The 21,256-nt window shown below is 67.4% G+C and carries 21 protein-coding genes; 13 read left to right on the forward strand and 8 right to left on the reverse strand.

What is annotated here, in order from left to right:
• Window positions 1-110: 110 nt before the first annotated feature.
• The gene (locus AOZ06_RS35680) at window positions 111-1,655 is read right to left on the reverse strand and encodes a cellulose binding domain-containing protein (protein ID WP_054293402.1); all 1,545 of its coding nucleotides are present in this window, start codon (window positions 1,653-1,655) and stop codon (window positions 111-113) included.
• 190 nt (window positions 1,656-1,845) lie between these two features.
• Window positions 1,846-2,706 (reverse strand): alpha/beta fold hydrolase, encoded by an 861-nt coding sequence (locus tag AOZ06_RS35685; protein WP_054293403.1) that lies wholly within the window; start codon window positions 2,704-2,706, stop codon window positions 1,846-1,848.
• Between the two features lie 85 nt (window positions 2,707-2,791).
• Here AOZ06_RS35685 and AOZ06_RS35690 point away from each other — a divergent pair, with 85 nt between their 5' ends.
• The 3 genes from AOZ06_RS35690 to AOZ06_RS58070 are packed head-to-tail and all read left to right on the forward strand — an operon-like array spanning window position 2,792 to window position 3,925.
• A complete protein-coding gene (locus tag AOZ06_RS35690) occupies window positions 2,792-3,355 on the forward strand; it encodes a TetR/AcrR family transcriptional regulator (protein WP_054297166.1) in 564 nt (187 codons plus the stop codon).
• Between the two features lie 58 nt (window positions 3,356-3,413).
• Window positions 3,414-3,677, forward strand: a complete 264-nt coding sequence (locus AOZ06_RS60575; RefSeq protein WP_054293404.1) for a FadR/GntR family transcriptional regulator — start codon at window positions 3,414-3,416, stop codon at window positions 3,675-3,677.
• Window positions 3,671-3,925, forward strand: a complete 255-nt coding sequence (locus tag AOZ06_RS58070; protein WP_054293405.1) for a hypothetical protein — start codon at window positions 3,671-3,673, stop codon at window positions 3,923-3,925. The genes AOZ06_RS60575 and AOZ06_RS58070 overlap by 7 nt, the downstream gene beginning before the upstream one ends.
• Here AOZ06_RS58070 and AOZ06_RS35705 read toward each other — a convergent pair.
• Window positions 3,915-6,338: a glycoside hydrolase family 31 protein gene (locus AOZ06_RS35705; protein WP_083472144.1), complete on the reverse strand. Its 2,424-nt coding sequence runs from the start codon at window positions 6,336-6,338 to the stop codon at window positions 3,915-3,917. The genes AOZ06_RS58070 and AOZ06_RS35705 overlap by 11 nt on opposite strands.
• Window positions 6,339-6,428: 90 nt before the next feature.
• On the opposite strand from AOZ06_RS35705, the gene AOZ06_RS35710 reads away from it, so the two are divergent.
• Window positions 6,429-7,166 (forward strand): ABC transporter permease, encoded by a 738-nt coding sequence (locus tag AOZ06_RS35710; RefSeq protein WP_157233878.1) that lies wholly within the window; start codon window positions 6,429-6,431, stop codon window positions 7,164-7,166.
• Here the strand turns inward: AOZ06_RS35710 and AOZ06_RS54915 are convergent.
• Complete coding sequence (locus AOZ06_RS54915) at window positions 7,145-7,402, reverse strand: UTRA domain-containing protein (RefSeq protein WP_083472145.1); 258 nt, start codon at window positions 7,400-7,402, stop codon at window positions 7,145-7,147. The genes AOZ06_RS35710 and AOZ06_RS54915 overlap by 22 nt on opposite strands.
• Before the next feature lie 505 nt (window positions 7,403-7,907).
• Here AOZ06_RS54915 and AOZ06_RS35720 point away from each other — a divergent pair.
• A complete protein-coding gene (locus AOZ06_RS35720) occupies window positions 7,908-8,297 on the forward strand; it encodes a hypothetical protein (RefSeq protein ID WP_054293409.1) in 390 nt (129 codons plus the stop codon).
• Between the two features lie 775 nt (window positions 8,298-9,072).
• Here the strand turns inward: AOZ06_RS35720 and AOZ06_RS35725 are convergent.
• From AOZ06_RS35725 to AOZ06_RS35735, 3 genes are all read right to left on the reverse strand, one after another.
• On the reverse strand, window positions 9,073-9,450 hold the full coding sequence (locus AOZ06_RS35725) for a hypothetical protein (RefSeq protein ID WP_054297167.1): 378 nt from the start codon (window positions 9,448-9,450) through the stop codon (window positions 9,073-9,075).
• 94 nt (window positions 9,451-9,544) lie between these two features.
• The gene (locus tag AOZ06_RS35730) at window positions 9,545-10,783 is read right to left on the reverse strand and encodes a cytochrome P450 (RefSeq protein WP_054293410.1); all 1,239 of its coding nucleotides are present in this window, start codon (window positions 10,781-10,783) and stop codon (window positions 9,545-9,547) included.
• Between the two features lie 6 nt (window positions 10,784-10,789).
• Window positions 10,790-12,112, reverse strand: a complete 1,323-nt coding sequence (locus tag AOZ06_RS35735; RefSeq protein ID WP_054293411.1) for a glutamine synthetase family protein — start codon at window positions 12,110-12,112, stop codon at window positions 10,790-10,792.
• A gap of 162 nt (window positions 12,113-12,274) precedes the next feature.
• Here AOZ06_RS35735 and AOZ06_RS35740 point away from each other — a divergent pair, with 162 nt between their 5' ends.
• Genes AOZ06_RS35740 through AOZ06_RS35770 form a run of 7 tightly spaced genes read left to right on the forward strand, consistent with a single transcriptional unit; the run spans window position 12,275 to window position 19,636 of the window.
• Window positions 12,275-13,057, forward strand: a complete 783-nt coding sequence (locus AOZ06_RS35740; protein ID WP_054297168.1) for an acetoacetate decarboxylase family protein — start codon at window positions 12,275-12,277, stop codon at window positions 13,055-13,057.
• Window positions 13,054-14,487 (forward strand): aldehyde dehydrogenase, encoded by a 1,434-nt coding sequence (locus AOZ06_RS35745; protein ID WP_054293412.1) that lies wholly within the window; start codon window positions 13,054-13,056, stop codon window positions 14,485-14,487. The genes AOZ06_RS35740 and AOZ06_RS35745 overlap by 4 nt, the downstream gene beginning before the upstream one ends.
• The gene (locus AOZ06_RS35750; RefSeq protein ID WP_054293413.1) at window positions 14,480-15,364 is read left to right on the forward strand and encodes a 3,4-dihydroxyphenylacetate 2,3-dioxygenase; all 885 of its coding nucleotides are present in this window, start codon (window positions 14,480-14,482) and stop codon (window positions 15,362-15,364) included. The genes AOZ06_RS35745 and AOZ06_RS35750 overlap by 8 nt, the downstream gene beginning before the upstream one ends.
• Window positions 15,357-16,205 carry a fumarylacetoacetate hydrolase family protein gene (locus AOZ06_RS35755; RefSeq protein ID WP_054293414.1) on the forward strand — a complete coding sequence of 283 codons (849 nt, stop codon included), beginning with the start codon at window positions 15,357-15,359 and terminating at the stop codon, window positions 16,203-16,205. The genes AOZ06_RS35750 and AOZ06_RS35755 overlap by 8 nt, the downstream gene beginning before the upstream one ends.
• Window positions 16,205-17,509: an APC family permease gene (locus tag AOZ06_RS35760; protein WP_083472146.1), complete on the forward strand. Its 1,305-nt coding sequence runs from the start codon at window positions 16,205-16,207 to the stop codon at window positions 17,507-17,509. Before AOZ06_RS35755 ends, AOZ06_RS35760 begins: the two co-directional genes overlap by 1 nt.
• A 1-nt stretch (window position 17,510) precedes the next feature.
• On the forward strand, window positions 17,511-18,974 hold the full coding sequence (locus tag AOZ06_RS35765) for an aldehyde dehydrogenase (protein ID WP_054293415.1): 1,464 nt from the start codon (window positions 17,511-17,513) through the stop codon (window positions 18,972-18,974).
• The gene (locus AOZ06_RS35770) at window positions 18,971-19,636 is read left to right on the forward strand and encodes a gamma-glutamyl-gamma-aminobutyrate hydrolase family protein (protein WP_218921838.1); all 666 of its coding nucleotides are present in this window, start codon (window positions 18,971-18,973) and stop codon (window positions 19,634-19,636) included. The genes AOZ06_RS35765 and AOZ06_RS35770 overlap by 4 nt, the downstream gene beginning before the upstream one ends.
• On the opposite strand, the gene AOZ06_RS35775 is transcribed toward AOZ06_RS35770, so the two are convergent.
• A complete protein-coding gene (locus AOZ06_RS35775) occupies window positions 19,627-20,205 on the reverse strand; it encodes a MarR family winged helix-turn-helix transcriptional regulator (protein WP_054297169.1) in 579 nt (192 codons plus the stop codon). The two genes, AOZ06_RS35770 and AOZ06_RS35775, sit on opposite strands and share 10 nt — an antisense overlap.
• Here AOZ06_RS35775 and AOZ06_RS35780 point away from each other — a divergent pair.
• Window positions 20,194-21,228, forward strand: coding sequence for an ABC transporter substrate-binding protein (locus AOZ06_RS35780; protein ID WP_157233435.1), 1,035 nt, complete (start codon window positions 20,194-20,196; stop codon window positions 21,226-21,228). The genes AOZ06_RS35775 and AOZ06_RS35780 overlap by 12 nt on opposite strands.
• Window positions 21,229-21,256 lie beyond the last annotated feature (28 nt).

Below are 21,256 nucleotides of genomic sequence, written 5' to 3' on the forward strand. Positions count from 1 at the left end.
GGACATCCAGCAGTGAAGCACCGCATCGGCCGGGGCGTCAATTGCCCGTTCAGCGAACCCGGATCCGTCCGGCCGGAGCGGCTCCCGCCGGACGGATCCACTGTGGAATGTCAGAAGCCCGCCGTGATCCGGCTGAACTCCCAGTCGGGCTGGGCGATGCCGCTGCAGTGCGCGACCACGCCGCCACCCGCGCAGCCGCGGTCGCGGTTGACCGCCCAGAACGCGAGCCTGGCCAGGCCGCGGGACTTGGCGTAGTCCCTGATCTGCGTCCACGTCTGGGTGGAGGTCATCTCCTGCTGGTCGGACAGGCCGTTCATGCCGGAGATGCCCATGTGCGCGTACGCCTGCGCGTCGGTCCAGCCGAAGGCCGACTTCAGCTTGTTCTTCAAGCCCTCACTGGCGTTCTGGGTGTCCGCGCCGATGTTCGAGCTGCCGAAGTCGAACGGCATGATGGTGAAGACGTCGATGTTGGCGTTCAACGCCTTCGCCTGGTCGATCAGCCGGTTGCCGTAGAAGTTCGGGCCGCTGGTCGTCGTGCCGAACGTGACGATCGTCTGGATACCGGGGTTGTTCTGCTTGACGATCCGCAACGCCGTGAGAATCCGGTCCTGCACGGTGGTGTTCTCGAACTCGTCGGTGTTCTCGATGTCGATGTCGATCGCCTTCAGGTTGTAGGCGTCGATCACCTGCTGGTAGGCACCGGCCAACGCCTCCGGCGTCGAGCAGTTCGGGCCGAGCTTGTTGCCGCTCCAGCCGCCGAAGGACGGCACGATGTCCCCGCCCGCGGCACGGATCTGCTGGATCGCCGTGGCGTCGGCACTGCCCTGCAACGGCCGTTGACCGTCCCACGCGGGTGCACAGCCACCGCTGGACAGGATGAACGCCATGGTGAACCACTTGACGCCGGTCGCGTTCATGACCGTCTGCGGGTTCGGCGGGTTGCCCCAGCCCATGTAGAGGTACGGCGCACCACGACCACCGGCAGGTTGCGTACAGCCGGTCGTGGTTCCCGTGACAGGGCTGGACTTCCCGGACTCGCCGACCGTGTTGTACGCCGCGACGCTGTACGTGTGCGACTCACAGGTGCCGAGACCGGAGATGGACGCGCTGGTTCCGGTGACCGTCGCGCGGACTGTCGTCCCTTCGTAGACACGGTATCCGGTGACCGTGCCGGTGGAAGCACCCCACGACAGCGAGATGCTGGAGTTGTTCGTGCTCGTCACGCCCGGCGCGCCGGGAACGCCTGGCGCACCGGGGTTGGACGGGCCGCTGGTGCAGGTGTCGCCGTTCAGCTTGCAGTTCTGGATACCGCTGAAGTTGCCGGGGCTGCCGTTGAACCCGAACGACGCACTGGCGCCCACCGCGAGCGGGCCTGCCCAGCCCGGCGGGGTGAACGTGTGGTGCTGGCCGTTGCCTGTCCTGGTGGCATCCCAGGACGAGGTGATCTGCGTTCCGGCGGGCATGTCGAGTTCGACTGTCCACGTGCTCAGCGGCGTGCTGCCACCGTTGGTGACAGTGATCTTGCCCTCGAAGCCACTGCCCCAATCGGACACTTTGGTGAAGTTCGCGCTGAGACCGTTTGCCGCGCTGCTGTTCGCCACAGGCAGCAGGAAGATCGCCGAGAACAAGGCGATCAACGCGGTGAAGACACGCATAGTGATTGCTCCTCGCGTTGGCAGGGGAGGTCGTGTACCGGCGCCCTCGTCCGCGGTAGCCGGGCCGGATGCGGTCCCGACTCTCATCGAACGAGGACACCGATGCACGATCACGAGGCGAGCAACCTGGTCACGCGCCATGACCGGGTCATTCACGTCCATGAAGTATTGGCTTAGACCAATCCGTCCGTCAAGGTGCGAGGAATGCCCGGACGAGCTCGTTCACCTCCTCGGGGCTCTCGATGAACGGGAAGTGCCCGACGCCGTCCAGCATCACCCCGTCCGACCCGGGTGGGAGCGCGGCCACGATGTCGGCAAGCGTTTTCGCGTCCACGCTGGGGTCTTCGGTGCCGTGCAGGTACAGCGTCGGCTGAGCGGGCAGCTCCGCCAGGAGCGGACCGGCCTCCCACCGGTCCGTGCCGAACGTGGCGATCGGGAAGTTCTGCCGGTACGCCTCGAGTGCCATCCGGAGGTTTTCCGGCTCCCGCAAGGCGTTCTTGCCCGCCTCGAGATCGGACGCGAGATCGGCACCCGGCTTGGTGCCGCTCCAGTACCGCCACTGCCAGTCGAAGTAGGCGAAGTCGTCCTGACGCACGATCTGGTCGGCCACGCCCATCTGGAAGAAGAAGAAATGCCCGAGCTTGTGGATCATCTCCGGGTCCAGCGGCCTCATGAAACGCAACGGCGGGATGCCGGCCGCCACGACCTTCGCCCACCGCTCCGGCGCGGCGGTGGCGGCGCCCCATGTGGTGTACGCGCCCCAGTCGGTCCCGATGATCACGGCGTTCTCGTCGCCGCCCAGTTCGTCGTGCAGGGCGTTGGCGTCGGCGATCAGGTCCGCAAGCTTCATGCTGCCCTCCGGCGGGACCTGCGTGGGAGCGTATCCGCGCATCGCGGGCGCGACCGCCCGGTATCCCGCCTCGGCGAGCACAGGCATCAGGTGCCTGAACACCCGTGGCGTTTCCGCCATGCCGTGCAGCAGTAACGCCAATGGGCCGTCGCCGTGCTCGACGTAGGCGAAGTCGATGCCGTTGGCGGTGACGTGGTGCATGAGATCCCCTCAGTGGACTGTAACGAACGTTCCACCCAGAACGTAGCACGCACTGGAACGAACGTTCCACCGGTAGGCTGTGACCATGAGCACCAGGGATCGGATCCTCCAAGTCACCTCGCAGCTGATGCAGCGCCAGGGCTACGAGGGCACGGCGATCAAGCAGATCGCCAAGGAGGCGCAGGTCGCGCTGAGCTCGGTCTACCACTTCTTCCCCAACGGCAAGCAGGAACTGGCGACCGACGCCGTCCGGCACGCCGACGCGCACTTCGCCGGGATGCTGACCGAGGCACTGGCGAGCCAGGACGATCCCGCCGACGCGATCATCGCGCTGGCCCGGGTGGTGGCGGACCACCTGCGTGACTCGGACTGGCAGGACGGCTGCCCCATCACCGCGACGGCGCTGGAGACGGCGGGCCGCATCCCGGAGATCCAGGCCGCGGCCGAGCAGGCGTTCGAGCGCTGGCGCGGCCTGGTCGCCGAGAAGCTGCGGCCGTCCGGAATCCCGGAGCAGGACGTGAAAGACCTGGCGTACACGGTGATCAACACGCTGGACGGCGCGGAACTGGCCGCGACGGTGTCGCGGAACACCGAGCCGCTGGAGATCGCCGGACGGCACCTGGCCCGGTTGATCAACTCCTACAGGTGATCACCGTACGGCAGACGTCGGCGACCGTTCGCGGACCGTCTCCGCCGGCAGCCGGGCTGTGGTGCTCCAGTTCGGCGTGGCCGCCGTAGTGCCCGTCGTCCTCGAAGACCTGCACGGCGTCACCCTCCTGTCGAACCCCATCGAGGTCCGGTCCGTGGTCGAGCCCGCGGCCACCCGGATGGCCGCCGAACCCGCCACCGACGAGGACCTGGCCGCGATGGTGTCCGCGTTGGACCGGATGGCCGACGCTGCCGACGACCCCGTCGAAGCCGACCTCGAATTCCACCGGCCCTGTTCGGCGCCACCCACAACCAGTTGCTGATCGAGATGCAGCGGGTCCTGGCCAACGGTCTGGCCATGCGGGACAAGGTCGTGCACGGCGCCGAAGCCGACGATCCCGTGCCCAGCCACCGGCTGGTCTCCGAGGCCATCCGGGTCGGGGGACGCGTCCGGGGCGAAGTCGGCCATGCGGGCCCTGCTGGACAAGGCCAATGCCGGCTTCGCCCGGATTTCCGGTGGTGCGATCGGGTCGCCGCGCCGGGCAGGCTGTCCGGGGGCGTTACCGAGTGATGGTCACGCTGCTGATTCCCGCGTGGGGCCGCAGTTTCAGCAGCAGACCGCCGAACGGTCCGGGTTTCATCGCCCATCCCACCGTCTCGCCGGCCAGCGACGCCGACTCCGGGATGCGGCGACCGTCGATCGTGACGGCCTTCGGCCTGGCCTGGGTTGTGATCATTACCTGGGTTTCCGGCGGAGCGTTGGCGACAAGTACCGTCGTGGTGTCGTGACGGTTGTGGGCGACGAACGTTCCCCCGGTTGGGCTGGTGGCGTGGGTCAGGCCAGCGTCCGGTGCGTAGGTCCAGCCTGAGCGGTCTGCGCGGTCCAAGTCGTTGAGGTTCCACGGTTTCGGCCAGACACCGACTATCCGCTGGTTGAAACCTATTGCCGCGCCCGCCCTCAGGTACAGAGGGAAGTCGTCGAGGGTGGAATTCCGGGTTGTCCGTTGGTTCCCCTCGTGGACTGTGCCTGCGTACAGGTCGACCCAGCGGCCCGCCGGCAGGTACACCTCGACCGGAGTCGGAAGCCCCGCTGCCGCGTCTGCCTCGTTGCGATCTGCCGTCACCGGGACCGCGAGGAGGTCGTTGCCGATCAGCATGTGCTGGTCGGCTGCCCAGGCTCGCTCGTCCTTCGGGTAGTCGTACGCCATGGGGCGGGCGATCGGTTCGCCTGTGCGGGCTGAATTCCGGGCCAGGCCATAGAGGTACGGAAAGAGCGCGTAGTGAAGTAGCACGCTGTCCCGGAAGCGTGCGACGGTTCTCTCGTCGTAGTTCCACGGAGTCGCGTTCCGGCCCGCTCCCCCGACTTCGAAGACCGGGGACACCGCCGAGAACTGGCTCCAGCGGGTGAACAGCGTGGGGCTCGGAGCGCCCGGGCCGCCGCCGTTGAAGCCGCCGGTGTCCGTTCCCCATACCGGGTGACCGGACAGCCACGAGTTGAGACCGCGTCGGACCGACAACCTCAGACCCTCATAGGTCGCCTGCGGGTCACCGCCCCATACTCCGTTCACTATGGACGGTAACCCGGTGTACCCGCCACGCCACAAAGTTGTGAACCGGTCGCCGTGCAGTCGCCGAAGAACGTCTACTGTGGATCTCGCGTAACGGATCGGGTTCGTGTTCATCAGTTCGGTTCCCCGGCCGGCCGCGAAGGTCGCGTCCTCCAGTTCGAACTCCTCTCCCCTGTCGCCCTTGACCATGTCGATTCCCAGTGCGAACAGCTTTTCCAGCTTCGTTTCGAAGTGGGCCCTGGTCGCCGGGTTGGTCAGGTCCAGTTGCAGCGGATCGGTTCGCGGTGTCCGGATGAAGGAGCCCGGCGGGTAGTCGGCTGGCGGGCAGGGACGTTCGGCCGCGACTGTCCGGACGTGCGGGGAGATCCAGATGCCCAGGTGCACGCCTTGGGCTTTGAGGTCCTCGACCATCTTTCGCGGGTCGGGGAACTGGACCGGGTCGAACGTGAGGGTTCCGTTGCAGGCGTAGCGGCTGTTCTGGCTCTCGCCGGGGAGCTTCGTCGACGTCTCCCACGGGTTGTCGATCCATTCCGTGGCAAGCGGAATCCCCCTGCTCAGAAGTTGCCGCACGTCGTCGACCACGGTCACCTGGTCTGCCACCGTGTCGCGCCAGTGGGTCAGTGCGAACTGGCGGGTTGGCGGCAAAGTCGGACGTCCCGCCTTCGCGGTGTACGCGCGGACAACCCGCGATGGGCTGCCCGCGTAGATTTCGTAGTCGAGTTTGCTGGTCTTGAAGCACAGTTGCGTGCGGTCGGGTTGGCCGAGCTGGACGGGGCACGGCGGCGGATTGTCCGAGCAGTGCGGCGGGTCGTCGACCGCGTTGGGGAAGGCGATCCGGCCGATCGCTTCCGTCTCCGGGAACACCGCGTAACCGCGGGAACTGAGGAAGAACGGGCTCGGCATGCCGCTCTTGTTGCAGCGGCCCAGAGTTGACGCGCCGGTGAAGTGGGCCTTGTTGAGGAGTACGCGATGACGGAGGTCCGTGTAGATGAAGTTGGCGCCTCCGCCCAGGAAATGCTCGGTGTCGTCGCCCGTGAGGGACTCACGGACCTCGAGGACATCGGCTGCCGGAGTCAGGCGCCACTCCACCCGGATACCACGTGGCGTGCGCTGCACGAGGACGCGTGCGGTGCGTGTGGGCTCATCCGTTGCGACCACGTACGTGTCGCGCTCGGTTCGTAGGACGTTGGTGAGGCGATGCGTCGTGCCGTCGGCGAGTGTGTATGACATCCGCCCACTGGCTTGGCCGATCAGAGGGCGGTCACCATCGAAGACCTGGAGGTGAAACGGCGACCGGTCGACGGTCCACCGCAGACCTGACCGCACAGCCTGCGCGACCGCTGGCAACCCGGTGACGAGTAATACCGCAACAACCAGCAGTACACGCGCACGCCGCCAGGCAAAGGGCACGTCCATGACGTCTCCTTGGAGCTCCTTGCGGCGGGAGCAGTACGTTAAGCAGCCTACACATCCGATGTCTTCTTGTCGTGGGACGCTCAGCCCGTGATCCAACTCGGCCCGTCACTCGCCGTCGTGTTGTTCGTGTTCGCGGCGGCTACGGCAGCGCTTGTCTGGCTGGGGCGTCTCGGGGCATGGCATTCCATCGCCACGGCCGCGGTGCGCGCGACCGTACAACTCGGGGCGGTGTCATTGCTGATCACCGCTGTCCTGCACTCGGGTTGGCTGACCGCCGCGTTCGTGCTGATGATGTTCACGGTCGCCAGCATCACCTCCGCGCGGCGGTTCGGTACGTGGTCAGACGCGGTGTGGACGGCTGCCGCCATCGCCGCCGGCGTGGCGCCACCGTTGGCCGCGTTGATTTTGTCCGGTCTCGTTCCAGCTTCGCCCGTAGCGATAGTGCCGATAGCGGGGATTCTCATCGGCGGCGCGATGACCGCGACAACCCTCGCGGGCAGGCGTGCGCTTGACGAGCTGAAAACTCGGCACGGCGAGTACGAGGCCGCGTTGGCGTTGGGATTGTTGCCGCGGGACGCCACCTTGCTGATCTGCCGTCCGAGCGCGGGTCAGGCGCTTGTTCCGGCGTTGGATCAGACCCGGACCGTGGGGCTGGTGACGTTGCCGGGCGCGTTCGTGGGCGTACTGCTAGGCGGCGCGTCACCGATGCAGGCCGGCGCGACACAGCTGGTCGTACTGGTGAGCTTGTTGCTTGTCGAAGCGGTCGCCGTGCTGGTGATCGTCGAGCTGATCGCAGGTCAGCGCGTTCAGTCGGCAGGCAGCTCGTAGTGCAGTCCGTGCCTGTTCGCCGCGAGAACCATGTCGTTGACCTCGACGGGCCGCTTGGCTGTGCGCGCGACACGGGTCACCACCAGAACCGGACTGCCTTCCGGCAGCTGTAGTCGCGACTGTTCCTCGGCAGTCGGCATCCTGGCCGCCACCACCTCGTCGTACTGGCGCAGGACGTGACCGGCTTCTTCCAGCCGGGCATAGATGCCACCAGGCCCGGTGTCGACTTCCTCCAGCGCGAGGCCTCGGGTGAGGTCGCGATGCGATGTTCAACAGGGTTCACGATGCGGTCGTCCGCTGGCTCCACGCGCACATCCACCGAGATGCTGGGAACGAAGTTGCCCGCGTCCGCGTCACCCATGAACGCACCTTTGTCCTCGGCTCGCGCCGACCGGGACAGGCGTGTCCGCACAAGGCGGGTGACAAAGGTGTCCGGCCGGACGAAGACGCCGCGACCGTGTCGGGCGACAACGAGACCCCCGTTGCGCAGGAGCTTGATGGCCACGCCGCTGGTCCGATCGACCACGGCCCGCACCTCCGACAACTGGTCAGGACATCACAACATGCAGCTCCAGGCTATCGACTGTCACCCCATCAGGAATTCTTTGACCACTGGTATCGACCAGTCGTGTCGACCTTCTGGGCTCGCTGGGGGCTTGACGTCAAGACGTCCTAACCAGTCATCGATTTCAAGCGCTCATGAACGTGCCGAAGCGCGCCTGAAAGCCAGGCAGGCAAGCCATGCCCGAAATCACCAATCGGAACCAGCCCACAGCACAAAACGCCGACCAAGACCAGCCCGCCGGAGAGATCGTCCATCTGGACCGACGCGCAGCGGAAATCGTCGCCGCCCAGGCCCCGCCGCTTGCTCGCAACGGTGCTCATGTCAGCCGACGCAACAGGCGCCCCAAAGCCGACACGGACGTCAGCGTGCTCGGCTGGGGCATGGAGTTCGCGGACAGCACGGCGTACGTGGTGTCCGCGGACGGCCAAAACCAGTACTTCCTCGCCGAAGCCGAGAACGCGCTGATGTACATCCGAACCAGCCCAGAAGCCATCGCCGACCTCATCTGGCTCACCGGCGACCCCCGCGACCAGGAGAAAGACCGCACCCCATCGACAATGGGCTAACAGGGACAACGCCAATCACGCCCCTCGACACCAACCCGCCCAGCCACACCTCACCCAGCCACACCTCACCCAGCGCCAGCCACGCCGACAGCGGAGGCCCCCACCGACAATCGACCAACGGGCACAACGCCCAGTCATGCCGCAACCTGGTACACAACCTGCTCAGCGGCGACCCACATACACCACAACGACGGCCAAGGCCACGCCCTCACAGCAATCAGGCGACAAGCACCCCACGACCCACCCCCACCCGCCCGACCATCCACACCAACCACAACAACGATCAGCGCCAACCCGGCCAAGGCACGAAGCCTGTCACGTCGCGATCCGGCTCGTGATCTGCTCGGTGAAGCTGTGCGGCTCGCGGCGGGTGGGTGGCCGTGAGAGCCGTCGCGGAAGGTGTGGAACACGGCGATCGACGACCCGACGTCGCCTCAGTTGACCACCTCGGCCGATTGGATGTCGGCCAACGACAGCAAATCGGAGCGACCGGAAGAAGCATGCCTGACGGCGGCTGCGCGCGAACACCGAGCGCACCACTGAACAGCAATCGGCGCCGTCAGGGCCGCAACCTCACCGGCCGCTGGGAGAAGTCGCCGGCGAGCCGTACGCCGTCACCGACCGGACCGCTATCGAGGGCCTAGGAGAGCGGATCGCGCACTGAATCACCGCGATCCGCCACCTCCAATACCGGAACGCGCTCGAACTCGAGCACGGCCCTACCGCAGCAGTCACCTCCGCGCCGAAAGCGACAGCCCGGGAGGTGAAAGCCTTGTCAGAAGTCGTCGGTGCCTGCGAGTTCACGCTCGAAGCGGTCGGCGTTGGCGACGATCTGCTTCAGCGCGGGTTCGAAGTCCTCGCGTACGCCGAGGTCTGTCACGGGGACGCTGTGCTTCAACAGCGCGACGCCGTCGACCACGTCTACTTCGCCGACTTTCTCGGCACCGGCCCGCTCGCGGAGCTTGCCCATGTCGATCTTGTCTGCCCAGCCCACCGGTGAGGAGAGCTCCAGCGTGTCCGGCGCGTAGTGCACCGAGACCTGCTGGGTGCGGTCGCCTTCGGTTTCCAGGCGGAATCGCAGCCAGTCGTCGTTCTCCTCCAGCACCTCGTACCGGATTCGAACGTAGTTGATCACTTCGGTCCAGCTGGTCACCCTCGTCGCCTCTCCGATCACACCCGCTCGCGCGGCAAGAGCATCTCATGCCCGTCCGAGTGCCACTACCGGGACTTCCCCGATTTCACCGATTTCACCGATGGCCGACTTCGACCGGCAGCCTCTTGATCCCGTTGACGAAGTTCGACCGCACCCTCGGCACGTCACCAGTCAACCGCATCCCGGCCGCGCGCGGGATCAGTTCCTCGAACATGATCCGCAGCTCGGTCCTGGCGAGCAGACCGCCGAGGCACACGTGCGGCCCGCCTTTGCCGAAGGTCACGTGGTCGTTGCGGGTCCTGGTCACGTCGAAGGTGTCCGGGTCGTCGAAGATCTCCTCGTCGCGGTTGGCCGAGGCGTACCACAGGACGACCTTGTCGCCTTCCTTGATCTGTTTGCCGCCTAGTTCGACGTCGCGGACCGCGGTGCGGCGGAAGTGGTAGACGGGTGTCCCCCAGCGCAGGAACTCCTCGACCGCCCCTGGGATGAGTGACGGGTCCTCGCGCAGTTTCTCCAGTTGGGTGGGGTGTTGCAGGAGGGCGAGCATCGCGTGCGTGATCGCGTGCCGGGTTGTCTCGTTGCCCGCTACCACCAGCAGTAGGAAGTAGTTGTCGAAGTCCCTGCCGGACAACGGGACGCCGTCGCGCGGTGTGTCGTTCACGAGTTTGGACACCAGGTCCCCGCCTGGCACGCCACGGCGTTTCCTCGCCAGTTCGCGGCCGTAGGCGAACACTTCCAGCGACGCCGGGGAGCGGAACGGCAGATCCCGGTAGCGGTCACTCTCCGCACTGCCGAGCAGGACGTCCGCGTAGTCCGGGTCGGTGTTGCCGATGATCCGGTTGCCCCAGTCGATCAGCTGCCGCGTGTCGCCTTCCGGCACGTCGAGCAGCCGGGCCAGGACGTTGATCGGGAAGTCCGCGGCCACGTCGGCGACGAAGTCGAAGCTGCCCTTGGCGAACGCGGCGTCCAGTGTCCGCGCGGTCAGACCGCGCAGGAAGTCCGCGTACTGGTTGATCACGGTCGGTCCGAACTGGCGTTGCAGCAGGCCTCGCAGCGCGCGGTGCCGCAGGCCGTCCATCTCCAGCATGGACGCGCGGATGGCGATCTGGTCGTCGTCGACCTCTTCGAGGTTGACGAACCTGGCCGAGGTGAACGTCTCGGTGTCCTTGCTGACCCGCATGACGTCCGCGTGCTTCGTGATCGCCCAGAAGCCGGAGTTCGGCGCGTGTTCGGGCTGCCAGTACACCGGGTCGTGGTGGCGCAACGTGTGGAACATCCGCCACGGCGTCACACCGTCGGTGAAGTTGTCCAGGTTGACCAGGTCGACGTCCATGCGGCCTCACAGGTGATAGGCGTATTCCGTGAACTCCCATTCGGTGACGTGCCTGCGGAACCGCGCGACCTCGTCACGTTTGTAGGCGAGGAACGACGTGGTGAAGTCCTTGCCGAGGAGCTCGGTCAGCTCGATGTCCGCTTCGAGCGCGTCCAGCGCGGTGGACAGGGTCGACGGCAGGACAGGCGACTTGCTGGTGTCGTAGCCGTAGCCTTCCAGCGGCGCAGGCGGTTCCTCACCGGCCAGCACCCCGAGCAGTGCGGCGGCGATGGTCGCGGCGATCGCGAGGTACGGGTTCGCGCTGGCGTCACCGAGGCGCAGTTCGAGCCGGCTGCCTTCGCCGCGTTCCGGTGGGATGCGGACCATCGCGCTGCGGTTGTCCAGCCCCCAGTCGATCAGCCACGGCGCGAGGGTGTCCGGGCCGAACCTCTTGTAGGAGTTGATGGTCGGGTTGGCGAGCGCGGCGAGTGCCGGCGCGTGCCGCAGGACGCCCGCGATCGCGTGCCGTGCCATTGTGGACAGTCCGTGTGGCGCGGCCGGGTCGTCGAAGCAGTTGCCCGTGTCGTCGACGCAGGACAGGTGGAAGTGGAAGCCGGAACCGCCCGCCTCGGCGAACGGCTTGGCCATGAAGGTCGCCAGCCTGCCTTCCTTGCGGGCCAGCTCCTTCACCGCCGCCTTGAACCGGAACGCCCGGTCGGCCGCGGACAACGCCTCGGAGTGCTGGAGGTTGATCTCGAACTGGGCGCCGTCGTACTCGTGGTTCCCACCGGTGACGCCGATTCCTAGTTCACGCAGGCTGCGCAGAACGCGCAGCAGGTGGTTGTCGGGGTCGGCGCGCAGGCCGGCGGTGTAGATGGCGCCGGGGACCTCGGTGTAGCGGCGCCACCCGCGCGGCGATGACGGGTCCGGGTCGCACAGGAAGTATTCGAGCTCCGGCCCCACGACCGGGTGCATGCCGTGGTCGGCCGCGCGGGCGAGCACCGAGCGCAGCACTTCGCGGGGCGATTCCGGGCTGGACACGTCGCCGAGGACCCAGGCGACGCCCGGCTCCCACGGCACGGCGGCCACAGTGGACAGGTCGGGGTGCACCGTGATGTCCGGCAGCCCGGCGTCCAGTCCGCCGGGGACCTGGATCGTCTCGCCCCGCGGGGTGGTGTGGTAGACCGCGCGGCAGAACGAGAGGCCGTGTTCGACGACCGACGGCAGGTGCTCGAGCAGCACGTCCTTGGCGCGGTCCGTGCCGAGCATGTCCGGGTAGGTCACCCGGACCACGTCGATCCCCTCCCCGGACAGCCTGCCGACGAGATCCACACTGTCTTGAGCACTCACCGACGTCTCCTCGGACAGCCCATCGTTTGGGGTCAAACAGTAAGCGGTCCACCGCCCGGTCACAAGGGCCGGAACCACTTTCCGCATCCTATTGACCCCGGCGCCCGGCCGCCCTACCTTGTTTGAGGTCAAACGAATATGCGGCCCGCGAGGAGCACACCGTTGACCAGCGGATTCTTCTACCCGAAGACAGCGACAGGCGAGTCGTCGCTGATCCCGGCACCGCCATGGCACTACTCGGGCGACCTGCTGACGGTCGAGTACCGCACGAACCCCGACCGCGTGCGCGACCTGCTGCCCGAGCCACTGGAGCTCGCCGAGGAGGACCCGGGCGCGGTCGCGTTGATCTGGGCGGACTGGCAGTCCTGTTCGGACAGCCGGGACGAGCTGCTCGACCCCGTGCGGTCGCAGTACAAGGAGGCCTTCGCAGTGGTGCGCTGCCGCTACCGGGGCGTCACGTACTCCCGCTGCGTCTACATCTGGGTGGACAAGGACTTCGCCGTCGCCCGCGGGATCCACCAGGGCTACCCGAAGAAGTTCGGCTCGATCCACATGACCCGGCCACACCCGTACGGCCCCGCGCCGCGACTGGAAGCCGGTGCCCGGTTCGGCGCGACGCTCGCGGCGGCCGACCGGAGGCTCGCCCAGGCGGTGGTGACCTTGCGGGAAACCTCCGACACCAACGGGTTCGTCAACGGCCACCCGATGGCGCACCACCGGACGCTGCCGTCCATCACCGGAGACGGCCTGGCGCTCGACGAGCTCGTCGAATCCGGTGCGAAGTCGTTCGAAGCGGGCCCGGCCTGGCGGGGCGAGGCGGACCTCGAGCTGTTCGAAGCCCCGACCGAGGAGCTCGCGCGGCTGGTGGTCCGCGAGCCGATCGCGGCGTACTTCCGGCAGCTCGGAGTGGTGTGGGACGGCGGCAAGGTCTTGGAGAAGCGATGATCGAGCACTGGATCGGCGGCAGGCGGGCCGGATCGGCCGAGACGTTCACGGACGTCTCCCCCATCGACGGCCGCGAGCTCACCGAAGTGGCCCGTGGCGGCCCCGCGGAAGTCGACGCGGCGGTCGCCGCCGCGAAGAAGGCGTTCCCGGCGTGGGCCCGGACCACACGGGCCAAGCGCGCGGAAGTCCTGCACGCCATCGCCGACGGCGTGGAGAAACGCCTTGAAGAGCTGGCGATCACGGAAACCGAGGACAACGGCGCGCTGCTGCGGTCGCACCGGCGTGGCGTGATGCCGCGAGTCGCCCACAACTTCCGGTTCTTCGCCGACTGGCTGCTGCGGCTGGAGCACGAGGACTTCGACACGCGCGGACACACCAACCACGTGTCATGGGACCCGGCTGGCCCGTGTGCGTTGATCACGCCGTGGAACGCGCCGCTCATGCTGGCCACGTGGAAGATCGCGCCCGCACTGGCCGCCGGTGACACCGTCGTGCTCAAGCCCGCCGAATGGTCACCGCGCACAGCGTCGCTGCTGGCTGAGATCGCCGCCGAGGCCGGTCTGCCGGACGGTGTCTACAACGTCGTCCAGGGATACGGCGACGAGGCCGGCGGCCCGCTGGTCGCTCACCCGGACATCCGCCGGATCAGCTTCACCGGCTCGGTACCGACCGCACGGCGGATCGCCGCGGCGGCGGCGGCGAACCTGACGCCGCTGAGCCTTGAGCTGGGCGGGAAGTCCCCACTGCTGGTGTTCGCCGACGCGGACCTGGACCTGGCGGTCGACCTGGCCGTGGAGCAGTACGACAACGCCGGGCAGGTCTGCCTCGCCGCCACCCGGATCCTGGTCGAGCAGCCGATCGCCGAGGAGTTCACCGAGCGGTTCGTGGCCAGGGCTTCGAAGCTGCGCCAAGGAGATCCACGCGACGAGGCCACGGACATCGGCCCCAACGTCCACGAACGCCAGCTCGCCAAGATCGACGGTTACGTGCAGCGCGCCCTCGCTGCCGGTGCCCGCGCCGTGATCGGCGGCGGCCCCAACACGGACCTCGGCGGCCTGTACTACCGGCCGACGCTGCTGACCGACGTCGAGCAGAGCTCGCAGATCGTGCAGGAGGAGGTCTTCGGGCCGGTGCTGACGCTGCAGACGTTCACCAGCGAGGACGAGGCGGTCCGGCTGGCCAACGACACGCAGTTCGGCCTCGCCGCGACCCTCGCCACGGGTGACCGCGACCGCGCCGGCCGCGTGACCGAACAGCTCGTCGCGGGGACGGTGTGGGTGAACTGCTTCTTCGTGCGTGACCTGCAGGCGCCGTTCGGCGGGTCGCGGCAGTCCGGGATCGGCAGGGAAGGCGGGAACTGGAGTTTCGACTTCTACTGCGATCTGAAGAACACCGTGAGCGCCCCGAAGGGATGGTCCGACCGTGGGTGAGATCGTCGGCGCGGGCCTGCTCGCGCACGTACCGACCATCGTGTTGCCCGAGGCCGTACGGCTGGAGCTCAACGAGGGCAAGGAGATCACGCTCGTCACCGGGCTGCGGCAACTGCGCGAGGACGTGTTCGACACACTCGACTACGACACCGTCATCGTGATGGACTCGCACTGGGCCACGACCGTCGAGTTCGTGGTGACAGCGCAGAACCGGCGGGCGGGGCTGTTCACCTCGGAGGAACTGCCGCGCGGGATGTGCCGGATGCACTACGACTTCCCCGGTGATCCCGAGCTGGCACAGGCGATCGCCGGGTTCGCGGGCAAGCACGGCACGTGGATCACCCCGATCGACGACGACTACCTGCCGATCTACTACGCCACGATCAACCTGTGGAAGTTCCTCGGCGAAGGACTGCCGGACAAGCGGTGGATCAGCATCGGCGTCTGCCAGACCGGGGACATGGAGGACCACCTGCGGCTGGGCCGCGCGGTGGCCGACGCGGTCGCCGCGACCGGCCGCAAGGCGATCGTGATCGCGTCCGGCGCGCTGTCCCACACCTTCTGGTCGTTGCGGGAGCTGCGTGACCACGAGGCGAGCGACCCGGTGCACATCCGCACCCCGGAGGCGCGCCAGGCGGACCACGAACGGATCGAGTGGTTCAAGCGGGGCAGGCACGACGAGGTGCTGCGGACCATGCCCGAGTTCTACAAGTACAAGCCGGAAGCCAAGTTCGCCCACTACCTGATGATGGCGGGCGCGCTCGGCGAGGAGAAGTGGAGCGCCCCGGCCCGCCAGTACGGCGAGTACGAGAACTCGGTCGGCACCGGCCAGGTGCACCTGTGGTTCGACCGTCCCGAAGGAGGGTGGCATGCCTGAGTACCGCCGGATCCTGCTCGACGGCGCGGTTGTCGACACCGTCCGCGACGGCGACGAGCTCGTCTCGGGCGACGGCCGCCGTGTCATGGCCGCCGAGGCCACGCACCTGCCGCCGGTCGTTCCGTCCAAAGTGGTCGCCGTGCACCTCAACCACCGCAGCCGGGTGGAGGAGTTCCGGATCGAACTGGCGGAGACGCCGACGTACTTCCACAAACCGACCTCGGCGCTGAACTCCCACGGCGGCGCGGTCGTCCGGCCAGCGGGCTGCAAGTGGCTCAACTACGAAGGCGAAGTCGCCATCGTCATCGGGCGGACGTGCCGCAACGTCTCCCCTTCCGGCGCCGGGGCGTACATCGCCGGTTACACCGTCGCCAACGACTACGGGCTGCACGACTTCCGTGACACCGACGCCGGCTCGATGTTGCGGGTCAAGGGATCCGACACGTTGTGCCCGCTCGGCCCCGGCCTGGTGACCGATTGGGACTTCCGCGGCAAGTACCTGCGGACGTACGTCAACGGGACGGTCGTGCAGGACGGCTCGACCGACGAGATGAAGTGGGACATGCACTACCTCGTCGCGGACATCGCCAGGACGATCACGCTGCACCCCGGGGACGTGCTGCTGTCTGGCACCCCGGCCAACTCACGGCCGGTGCAACCGGGTGACGTGGTCGAAGTGGAGGTCGAGGGCCTCGGCAGGCTGACCAACCACATCGTCTCCGGCCCCACGGCCATCCGCACGGACGTCGGCGCGCAGCCGACGGAGTCGGAGGAGGTGCTGTCCACGGCGCTGGGCGGCGATTGGGAGTTCCGCGGCATCCGCCCACCCAAGAAGGCCTGATGGACACCAAGACGGCGGCGCTCAAACCCAACGCCCTGGGTGTGCTGGGGATTCTGTTCTTCGTGTTGTCGGCGCAGGCACCGCTGACCGGGATCGCCGGTGCCATGCCGATCGCCATCGCACTGGGCAACGGTCCCGGTGTGCCTGCCGCGTACGCCGTCGCCGGTCTGGTGATCCTGCTGTTCTCAGTCGGTTTCGTGACGATGGGCCGCCACGTCGTGAACGCGGGCGCTTTCTACACGTACATCGGCAAAGGCCTTGGCCAGGGCGCCGGTCGGGTCAGCGCTGGTATCGCGCTGTTCGCGTACTGCACGATCCAGGCCGCGATGTACGGCCTGTACGGCGCCACGGTCAGCGGGTTGATCCCGATCGGTGTGCCGTGGTGGGTGTGGACGCTGGTGACCATGGTGGTCGTGCAGGTGCTCGGTGCTGCCGGGATCGAGATCGGCGCACGGGTGCTTGCGGTGTTCGTCCTGGCCGAGTTCAGCATCCTGCTGGTGTTCAGCCTGGTCACACTGGTCACTGGCGGCGGGCCGGAAGGGCTCGGGTTCGGCGCGAGCTTCTCCCCCGGCGCGCTGTTGCAGGGCGCCCCAGGGGTTGCGTTGATGTTCGCGGTGGCGTCGATGTTCGGTTTCGAGGCCACCGCGATCTACGGCGAGGAAGCCCGCGAGCCGCGCAAGACGGTGCCGCGGGCGACGTATCTCGCCGTTGTCGTGGTCACCGGGTTCTTCGCGTTCACCTCGTGGATGCTGGTGTCCGCGCACGGCGCTTCGAAGGCGGCCGACGCCGCTGGTGCCGCGTTGGGCGGTGGCGACTCCACTGTGTTCGTGTTCGCGCCGATCGCCGACCAGTTCGGTGGCTGGGTGAACGGTGTCCTGCCGATCCTGCTGGCCACGTCGCTGTTCGCCGGGATTCTGGCGTTTCACAACTCCGCCAACCGGTATCTGTTCTCACTCGGCCGTGATCGCCTGTTGCACAGCCGGGTGTGCTCGCTCAACAAGCGACAGGCTCCGTGGTTCGCCGGGTGTGTGCAGACCGTGATCGCGATCGTGCTGGTCGTGCCGTTCGCTGTGGCGGGCCAGGACCCGGTGTTGACGTTGTTCTCGTGGTTCAGCGGCGTGGCTGTGCTGGCCATGATGGTGTTGTACTTGCTGACTTCGTTGTCCGTGGTGGTGTTCTTCCGGCGCACGCGGCTGGACACGCGGCCGTGGCAGACGGTGATCGCGCCCGGTCTCGGTGCGATCGGCATCGCGGGGGCGATCGCGGTGATTCTAGCCAACTTCACCACGTTGATCGGAGGTTGACGTGACGCACGAGGAATGGCTCGCACTGGCGAAAGCCCTGGAGTTCCCGAGCGCGCACCACATCGACGGCGGCGACGTGACCGGGACGGGCACGTTCCAGGTGACGTCCCCGCGCGACGGCCAAGTCCTCGCGGACGTCGCCGACGCGCAGCAGTCCGAAGTGGATGCGGCGGTGGCCGCGGCCCGCTGGGCTTTCGACGAGGGCCCGTGGCCCCGGCTGGCGCCTGCCGAGCGTGGCCAGGTGTTGCTGCGCATCGCGGACCTGCTGGAACAGCACAGGGAAACGCTTGCGCTGACGATCAGCCTGGAGATGGGCAAGCCGATCTCGGAGGCGTACGGGATCGAGCTGCGGGCCACGATCACCACGTTCCGCTGGTACGGCCAGCTCGCGGACAAGCTCAACGACTTCGTGCCGCAGACAGCGCCGGACTCCTTGGCGCTGGTCACCCGTGAACCCGCCGGGGTGGTGGGCGCGGTGGTGCCGTGGAACTTCCCGTTGACGCTGGCGTCCTGGAAAATCGCTCCCGCGCTGGCGGCCGGGTGCACGGTCGTGCTCAAGCCGTCGGAGTTCTCGCCGTTGTCGGCGTTGGCGGTCGGCAAGCTGGCCACCGAGGCAGGCCTGCCGCCCGGTGTGCTGAACGTGGTCGCGGGCGACGGGCCGACGGCGGGACGGGCGATCGGACTGCACCCGGACGTCGACGTGCTGACGTTCACCGGGTCCGGCGCGGTCGGCCGCGAGTTCCTGCGGTACTCGGCGGACTCCAACCTCAAACGGGTCTGGCTGGAGCTCGGTGGCAAGTCACCGAACATCATCCTGCCGGACGCCCCGGACCTCGGCCGCGCCGCCGCGACGGCCGCGTGGGGCATCTTCTTCAACCAGGGCGAGATGTGCACGGCGCCGTCGCGCCTGCTCGTGCATTCCTCAGTGGCCGATCAGGTGACCGAGGCGGTGGTGCAGCGGGCGCGCGCACTGCGCGTCGGCGATCCGCTCGACCCCGTGACCGAGATGGGCGCGTTGGTCAATCCCAGCCATGTCGAACGTGTGCTCGGCTACGTCCGGAGCGGCCACGACGAAGGCGCCAGGTTGCGCACCGGCGGTTTCCGCTTGGGGAATTCGGTGCAGCCGACCGTGTTCGACCAGGTGACGCCGGATATGCGGATAGCGCGTGAGGAGATCTTCGGTCCGGTGTTGTCGATCATGACGTTCGACACCGTCGAGGAGGCCGTGTCGCTGGCGAACGCCACCGAATACGGCCTGGCGGCAGGGTTGTGGACGGCGGACCTGTCCACAGCGCACACGGTCTCACGGGCGTTGCGAGCCGGGACGGTGTGGGTCAACTGCTATGAGGAGGGCGATCTGACCGTGCCCTTCGGCGGGATGAAGCAGTCCGGCAACGGACGTGACAAGTCGCTGCACGCGTTGGAGAAGTACACCGAGCTGAAGACGACCTGGATCCAGTTGTGAGACCGCTGATCGCGATCCCGGCACGTTTCTCCGGCTCGGCGTCCGCGTTGCGCTACGCCGCGGAGGTCAACGCCCGCGCGCTGGTCGAAGCCGTGTGGCGGGCAGGTGGTGAGCCGGTGTCGGTCCACCCTGCCGCCGGGGAGGTCGCGTCCCGGCTCGCGCGGTTCGACGGGGTGCTCCTGCCGGGCGGCGGGGACATCGCGCCGGATCGCTACGGCGGCACACCGCACGAGGCGGTGTACGACGTGGACGCTCTTCAGGACGAGTTCGACCTGGCTGTCGCCGTGGAGACGTTGAGCTCGGGCAAGCCGCTGCTGGCGATCTGCCGGGGCATGCAGGTTGTCAACGTCGCGTTGGGCGGCACGTTGCACCAGGACGCTCCGGGGCACCGCCATGTCGTGCATCCCGTCGCGTTGACCGGTCAGCTCGCCGAGATCACCGGCGCGGGCAAGGTCGAGGCCTCGTGCTACCACCACCAGCACATCGACGCACTCGGCGCAGGGCTGCGGCCGACGGCGAGAGCGGCCGACAACACCATCGAGGCCGTTGAGCTGCCAGCGGGGACGGGCTGGTTCGTCGCGGTGCAATGGCATCCCGAAGATTGCGCGGCCACGGACCCCGCGCAGCAACGGCTGTTCGACGCGCTGGTCCGTCACGCCTGATTCTTCGGGCGACGGCCGCTGCGCCTCGGCGGTGGCGTGCTGCCCGCGAGCAGTTCCTGACGGCGTTCCTCGCCGTGCATCTCGATCTGGCGCACGACCTTGCGCAGCGACTCGGCCGTGCCGCGGCACTCGTCCAGGCTGAGCTGCTTGGTCACGAAGACCTCTTCGGCGTTGAACGCGGGGAAGACGCGCCGCATCAGCCGTTCACCGTCATCGGTGAGGCTGAGCAGCACCAGCCTGCCGTCCGACGGGTGCCCGGCGCGCTGGATGAAACCGCGTGACTCCAACGTTCTGGCCACGCCGGTGAGCGTGCCCTTGGAGATCCCGGCCTCCTCGGCGACGTGCCGGGTCTCCGACTCGCCCCAGATCCAGATCACCCAGAGCACCACGAACGTCGTCCACGACAGGTCGACCTCGCGCAGCACAGTCGCTTCCACGTGCTGCCGGACAGCCATGGCCGCGCGGTGGATGTTGGCGACCGCGGCCATCTGCTCGCGGCTGATGGAGATCCCGCCGAGCTTGGCCTCGGCCAGCTTCTCGGCCTCGCTGATGGATCGGTGGCCAGGCACGACCACAGTGTACTGGTCAGCCGTGGACACGATGTTCACAGGTTAGGCTTACCTATGCTCATCAGACGTGTGATCACTCTCGCCACAGCAGCCGCCTTGCTGGGTGGGTGTGCCTCCACCAGCAAGGACACCGCACCCAGCGGAACCACCGCCGCGGTGACGATCAAGACCGCGTACGGCGAAGCAGTGATCAAGCAGAAGCCCCAGCGCGTGGTGGCGCTCGGCCTGGCCGACGTCGCGGTGGCCAACGCACTCGGCGCGAACATCGTCGGAGCGGTGAAGAACTACACCGGCGAACAGCTTCCCTACCTGCGCAAGAAGCTGGACGAGAGCGTGTACAGCATCGACGCCGACGCCCCGAGCATGGAGAAGATCGCGTCCCTCAAGCCGGACCTGATCCTCGCGACGTCCAGCTACGCCCTCGACAAGGGCAAGTACGACACGATGAGCAAGATCGCCCCCGTGGTGACATACCCACAGGCGCTGTACAGCACGCCGATGGAAGAGGACGCCCTCACCATCGGCCGAGCCGTCGGAGAAGACGAAGCAGCCCGCAGGCTCATTGCCGAAGCCACGGCGAGCATCACGAAGCTGAAGACAGAACTCCCGAACCTGTCCGGCAAGACCTACCTGTACGGACAGGCCCGGGGAGACGTGTTGCCAATGGTCGTCGGCAAGGACAACCAGTCAACGAAGTTCATGGCCCAACTGGGCCTGAAGGTCCCGGACACCTTCGCAGAAGCCAAAACCACGGCAGAACTGGCCCCGGGAACAATCGGACTGAGCTACGAGAACGCAGACAAGCTGGACAGCGCGGACGTGTTGTTCATGACCTTCGCAGGCCCGGAGGACCGGCAGCGATTCGACAGCAACCCACTGACCAAAGACCTCCGAGTGATCAAAGAAGGACGCTACCAAGCAACAACGATCCAAACAGCCCAAGCACTGCAAGCACCGGACATCGTCAGCGTCCACTGGCTGATCGACCAGCTCAAGCCAACACTGGCGAAAATCGGAAGCTGAGAGAAGAACCGCACCGCCGCGGACCGGA

It is taken from the genome of Kibdelosporangium phytohabitans (genome assembly GCF_001302585.1).
In the GTDB taxonomy this organism is placed as follows: Bacteria; Actinomycetota; Actinomycetes; order Mycobacteriales; family Pseudonocardiaceae; genus Kibdelosporangium; species Kibdelosporangium phytohabitans.